Below are 5,209 nucleotides of genomic sequence, written 5' to 3' on the forward strand. Positions count from 1 at the left end.
CGAACGTGGGGGCCTCGTGCGCGACGACCAGCCGGCCCGTCCGCGTCACCGACTCCGTGACGGTGTCGAAGTCGATCGGCGAGATGGAGCGGAGGTCGATGACCTCGATGCTCCGGCCGTCCTCCTCGGCAGCGGCGGCCGCCGCGAGGGCCACGGGCACCAGCGGCCCGTAGGCGACGACGGTCGCGTCCGTTCCGCGGCGCAGGACCTGGGCGGAGAACGGGTCCGCGGTGGGAGCCGCGGTGTCCACCTCGCCCTTGAGCCAGTAGCGCCGCTTCGGCTCGAAGACGATCACTGGGTCCTCGCAGGTGACAGCCTGCTGGATCATCCAGTAGGCGTCCTGTGCGTTGGACGGCGTGATGATCCGCAGCCCGGCGGTGTGGGCGAAGAGCGCCTCGGGCGACTCGGAGTGGTGCTCGACGCTGCCGATGCCCCCGCCGTAGGGGATCCGGATGACCACGGGCGCGCTGAGCATGCCGTCGCTGCGGGTGCGGAGCTTCGCGAGCTGCGTGGTGATCTGGTTGAAGCCGGGGAAGACGAATCCGTCGAACTGGATCTCGCAGATGGGGCGGTAGCCGCGCAGCGCCAGCCCGATCGCGGTCCCGATGATGCCCGATTCCGCCAGCGGCGAGTCGACGACGCGCAGGGCTCCGAAGTCCTTCTTGAGGCCGTCGGTGACGCGGTACACCCCGCCGAGCTCCCCGATGTCCTCGCCCATGAGCAGGGTCTTCGGGTCGTTCGCGAGCGACGCGCGCAGGCCCTCGTTGATCGCCTTCGCGATGGTCATCGTCGCCATCAGGCGTGCTTCCCTTCATCGGCGAATCCGGCTTCGTACTGCTCGAAGAAGCGCAGCTCCTCCTGGATCAGCGGATGCGGTTCCGCGTACACCGCGGCGAAGCGGTCGGCGAGATCCGGAGCCGTCATGGACAGCACCGCCTCGCGCAGTCCGGCGGCCATGGTGCGGGCCTCGGCGCCGAGGTCCTCGAAGAACGCGTCGTCGGCCATGCCGGTCGAGCGGAGGTGGGCCTCGAGGCGGACCAGGGGGTCCCGGGGCTGCCATTCCTGCTCGTCGTGCGACAACCGGTACTTCGTGGGGTCGTCCGCCGTGGTGTGCGCGCTCATGCGGTAGGTGTACGCCTCGATCAGCACCGGCCCCTTGCCGGACCGCGCGTGCTCGAGCGCCCACCGCGTGACCGCTTCGACGGCGACGACGTCGTTGCCGTCGACCCGGATGCCCGGGAACCCGTAGCCCTCGGCCCGCTGCGCGAGGGGCACCCGGGTCTGGACCGTCGAGGGGACGGAGATGGCCCACTGGTTGTTCTGGCAGAAGAACACCACGGGCGCGTCGAAGGACGCGGCGAACACCATGGATTCGTGGATGTCACCCTCGGAGCTCGCGCCGTCGCCGAAGTAGGCGATCGAGGCCGCGGGCGGGAGGGAGGGGTCGGCCAGCTGGTCGCGCTGCATCCCCATCGCGTAGCCGACGGCGTGCAGGGACTGCGCCGCCAGCACCAGCGTGTAGAGGTGGAAGTTCCGCTCCCGGGGGTCCCAGCCGCCGTTGGTCACGCCCCGGAACAGGCGGAGGATCTCGGCGAGTTCGACGCCGCGGGTGAGGGCGACGCCGTGCTCCCGGTAGGTGGGGAAGGCGTAGTCCTGCGGCTCGAGGGCACGGCCGGAGCCGATCTGTGCGGCTTCCTGGCCCGTGAGCGGCACCCAGAGGGCCAATTGGCCCTGGCGCTGCAGCGCCGTCGACTCCTGGTCGAAGCGCCGGATCAGGAACATGTCGCGGTACAGGGACCGCAGGTGGTCGGGGTCGGATGTCGAGAGGTAGGGGGAGAAGTCGACCGGACGGCCGGTGACCTCTGCGCTCAGTCCTGCCGCCATGGTGCCGTCGGCCGCGAGGACCTGGAGCATGTCGATGCCCGGCTCCCGCCGGCTGTCCGCCTCCGCGGGATGTGCAGCCCGCACGACTTCCTCGACCTCGAACTCCGCTGTCGGCAATCGGTTGCCGTTCATACTGCTCCTTACCCGACGCTGTACATTCCTCAATGAGAATGTATGTAGCAAGTCATACATCGGAGAACATATCTTCCGATGACATACTGACCAAGACTAGTCAGCACGTGCCCTCGGGCCTATTTAAGACGACCTCAACCGGCAGCGGGTCGATGCGTGTAGCCTCTGCACAGTTCCAGGAACCGCGTGTTCGCGGCCTCCTCGCCGATGGACACCCGCACTCCCTCCGAGCCGAAGGCACGCACCGACAATGCCTGCTCGCCGGCCTTCGCGGCGAAATCCTGCGCGTGCTCGCCGAGCGCCAGCCACACGAAATTGCCCTCGGCCTCGGGGATGCTCCACCCCAGCCCGCGGAGCCCGTCGACCACGCGGTCGCGTTCGTCCACGATGGACTGCACGCGCGCCTCGACCTCGTCGATGTGGCGCAGCGAGGTGACGGCGGCGTGCTCGGCGATCTGGGAGACGGCGAACGGGACGGCGCTGACCCTCAGGTGCTCGGTGAGCGCCTGCTGCGAGACGGAGTAGCCGACCCGCAGGCCCGCCAGGCCGTGGGCCTTGGAGAACGTCCGGAGCACGATGACGTTCGGGTGGTCCCGGTAGAGGGCGATCCCGTCGACCGCGTCCGGGCGCCGCACAAACTCCTGGTACGCCTCGTCGATGACGACCACGATGTGCGCGGGGACCTTCCCCAGGAAATCGACCACGCCCTGGCGCGTCAGGATGGGCCCGGTGGGGTTGTTCGGCGTGCACAGCAGGATGACGCGGGTGCGGTCCGTGACGGCGGCAGCCATCGCGTCGAGGTCGTGCGTGCCGTCCGCCCGGACCGGCACCTGGACGCCGGCTGCTCCGGCGAGCCCCACGCTGATGGGATAGGCCTCGAAGGAACGCCAGGCGTACACCACCTCGTCGGGGGCGTCGAAGTCGTTCTGGCCGGCGAAGGTCGCGAGGATCTGGTTGAGGGCGCCCAGGCTGCCCGCCCCGGTCACGATGTCGGTGGCGGGAACGCCCAGATAGCCGGCCAGCTCGGTCCGGAGGGCCGTGGTCAGCGGATCCGGATAGCGGTTGATCGCGGTCTCGGAGGCGATCGCCTCGAGCACGGCGGGCAGGGGCGGCAGCGGGTTCTCGTTCGACGAGAGCTTGAAGCTCTCCATCCCCTCGACGACGACGGGGGGTTTCCCGGCCGCGTAGCGGGGAAGCCGTCCGAGGACGCTCCGGGGATGGACGGCGGCCGGCGCGCGGTCCGCAGCGGACAGGTCATCGGAGGGCGTTGCCGGCAGGTCATCGATCGACGTCATGGAGACAGCCTAGACCGGGTGCCCGCGCCCCGCGCGGGACCTGGGAGGCTTCGCCGGTCCGGGACGCCGGACCGCCGTGAAGGACGTCCGGCCGGCCGTCCCTGCGGCGCCGGCGGTGGCGAGCAGGGCCGCGGCGGGGACCAGGGAGGGTGCGTCGCTCGAATCCACGAACCGCGCCCCCGCCGCGTAGTTCTCCAGTTTGTGCGCCAGGCCGAGGCCCCAGGGTTCGGAGGAACCGTCGTCCCGACGGGTCAGGGCCGGCACCGGATTGCCGAGCGTCACGGTGGTGCGGTGGCGGCCCTCCTCGTTCGCCGTCATGTCGAGCTCGGGCACGGCATCCGCGCGGTGCTCGAGGTGGAGGTACTCGCTGTCGCCGGATGCATGCCATCCCGTGGGAGAGCCCGCCGTCAGGACGAGCTGGACGTCGTAGCGTCGGTCCACCGCCCCCGGGCCGGCCAGGTTCACGGCGTGGAGTCCGCCCTGGCTGTAGCCCGCGATGATCAGGGCATCGCCCGACGCCGCGCCCGCCCGGTCGAGCGCTTCCAGGACGGCCGCCTCGGTGAAGCGGCTGTCCTCTGCCAGGGCTTCCGCGATGCCTCCTTCATCGAAGGGATTGCTGCCGGCGGCACTTTCGGCCGTTCCCACCTGTGTTCCCGGCAGGACGACGACGTACACCGGCCGGTCCTCCGTGCCGGCGCGGAGCACCTCGAACGTCCCGGGTTCCTCGGCCTCGACGGCTGCCATCCGGTCGACGATTCCTTCCACGGTCCCGTCGAAGGGGACGGTGTCGCCGACCGCCCCGGCGCGCAGCGAGATGGGGCCGACCTCCAGCAGGTCCGCGTCGATGGCCGAGCGTGCCGCAGCCCGTGCCGCTGCCCCACTCCCGACCCGGACGGCTTCGAGGGCCGCGACGGCAGCTCGGTCCGCGACGGCATAGGCGGTCAGGCTCGCCCGGAGCCGTTCCTCGGTCGAGGCCAGGGCGCGGCCGTTGTCCATCGCGGCGGTCCACGCCGCGTCGAGGGAGGCGAGCGCGTTCCCGTAGTGGTGGCCCGCCAGGCTTCCGAGAGGCTGGAGGTGCAGGACCGACCGGGGGAGCTCGCTGACATCCCACCGGAGGTAGCCGAGAGCCATGGCCACGTCCCCTGCATCCGTGGCGAGCAACGACAGGATCCGCGCAGCCTCCTCGAGCTCCTCCCACTGGAACCGGATCCCGCCGACACCGCCCCGGACGGTCAGCGGGCCGTCGTTCCCCTCGACGGGACGGAGCGCGCCGGTCACTGCCCCGCCTGATGGCGGAGCATCTCTGCGTCGCGGACCAGCCGCCCGCACTCACGGAGGTCAGCGGCTGCAGACTCGAGCAGGTCGATCGTGCGGGACAGCTCGAGGCAGCGCTCGGACAGGTAGGACCTGAAATTCCTCCCCGCCGGGGATTCCCAGGACAGCAGGCTGACGGCCAGCGCATGCCGACGGATCTCTCCCAGGTCTGCCGCCTGCCGTCGCAGGGCGCCCTCCATCGCGGGAATGTCCGAGCCGGCCGTCACCGGTCCGCCTCGCGTGCCCGCCTCCGGCCGACCGTCCATCGGAGTCCCCTCCCGTCACCGTGCCCCTGCGGTACGCCCAACGCTAGGAGGGCGCCGTGGCGGCATCGGAGCGCCGTTCCGGTATGTGGACAGCGGCGTGAGGACCGCTGCCCGCTCCGTGGAAGAATGGCGCAATGGCTGACTCCGCGCTCTCCCGGGTTGAATTCGCTGCACTGTCCCGAGGGGAGGGGACGTCCCTGACCCTCGGTCCACTCGACGGCCGGTACCGCGAGGCGGTCGCTCCCCTGATCGACTTCCTCTCGGAGGCGGCACTCAACCGCGACCGGGTCCACGTCGAGGTGGAATGGCTGATCCACC

At 70.7% G+C, this 5,209-nt stretch carries 5 protein-coding genes and 1 pseudogene; 1 reads left to right on the forward strand and 5 read right to left on the reverse strand.

Annotation, left to right across the window (positions count from 1 at the left end):
- From CVO76_RS11700 to CVO76_RS11720, 5 genes are all read right to left on the reverse strand, one after another.
- Positions 1 to 796 (reverse strand): alpha-ketoacid dehydrogenase subunit beta (locus CVO76_RS11700; protein ID WP_208739372.1); only part of this gene is annotated, 796 nt, incomplete at its 3' end.
- Positions 796 to 2,016, reverse strand: a complete 1,221-nt coding sequence (gene pdhA, locus CVO76_RS11705) for a pyruvate dehydrogenase (acetyl-transferring) E1 component subunit alpha (RefSeq protein WP_244185926.1) — start codon at positions 2,014 to 2,016, stop codon at positions 796 to 798. The genes CVO76_RS11700 and pdhA, both read right to left, overlap by 1 nt.
- A gap of 134 nt (positions 2,017 to 2,150) precedes the next feature.
- The gene (locus CVO76_RS11710) at positions 2,151 to 3,311 is read right to left on the reverse strand and encodes a histidinol-phosphate transaminase (RefSeq protein WP_208739373.1); all 1,161 of its coding nucleotides are present in this window, start codon (positions 3,309 to 3,311) and stop codon (positions 2,151 to 2,153) included.
- A 9-nt stretch (positions 3,312 to 3,320) separates the two neighbouring features.
- Positions 3,321 to 4,589, reverse strand: a complete 1,269-nt coding sequence (locus CVO76_RS11715) for a hypothetical protein (RefSeq protein ID WP_208739374.1) — start codon at positions 4,587 to 4,589, stop codon at positions 3,321 to 3,323.
- Positions 4,586 to 4,852 (reverse strand): hypothetical protein, encoded by a 267-nt coding sequence (locus tag CVO76_RS11720; protein ID WP_208739375.1) that lies wholly within the window; start codon positions 4,850 to 4,852, stop codon positions 4,586 to 4,588. The genes CVO76_RS11715 and CVO76_RS11720 overlap by 4 nt, the downstream gene beginning before the upstream one ends.
- A 173-nt stretch (positions 4,853 to 5,025) precedes the next feature.
- On the opposite strand from CVO76_RS11720, the pseudogene CVO76_RS11725 reads away from it, so the two are divergent.
- Positions 5,026 to 5,209 (forward strand): annotated as a pseudogene (locus CVO76_RS11725) (adenylosuccinate lyase); the annotation flags it as partial.

Source organism: Arthrobacter agilis (assembly GCF_002953615.1).
In the GTDB taxonomy this organism is placed as follows: Bacteria; Actinomycetota; Actinomycetes; order Actinomycetales; family Micrococcaceae; genus Arthrobacter_D; species Arthrobacter_D agilis_B.

Excerpts from the sequence above, each read along its gene's own strand:
- pdhA (WP_244185926.1), bottom strand. The coding sequence starts at position 2,016 with ATGAACGGCAACCGATTGCCGACAGCGGAGTTCGAGGTCGAGGAAGTC.
- CVO76_RS11710 (WP_208739373.1), bottom strand. The coding sequence starts at position 3,311 with ATGACGTCGATCGATGACCTGCCGGCAACGCCCTCCGATGACCTGTCC.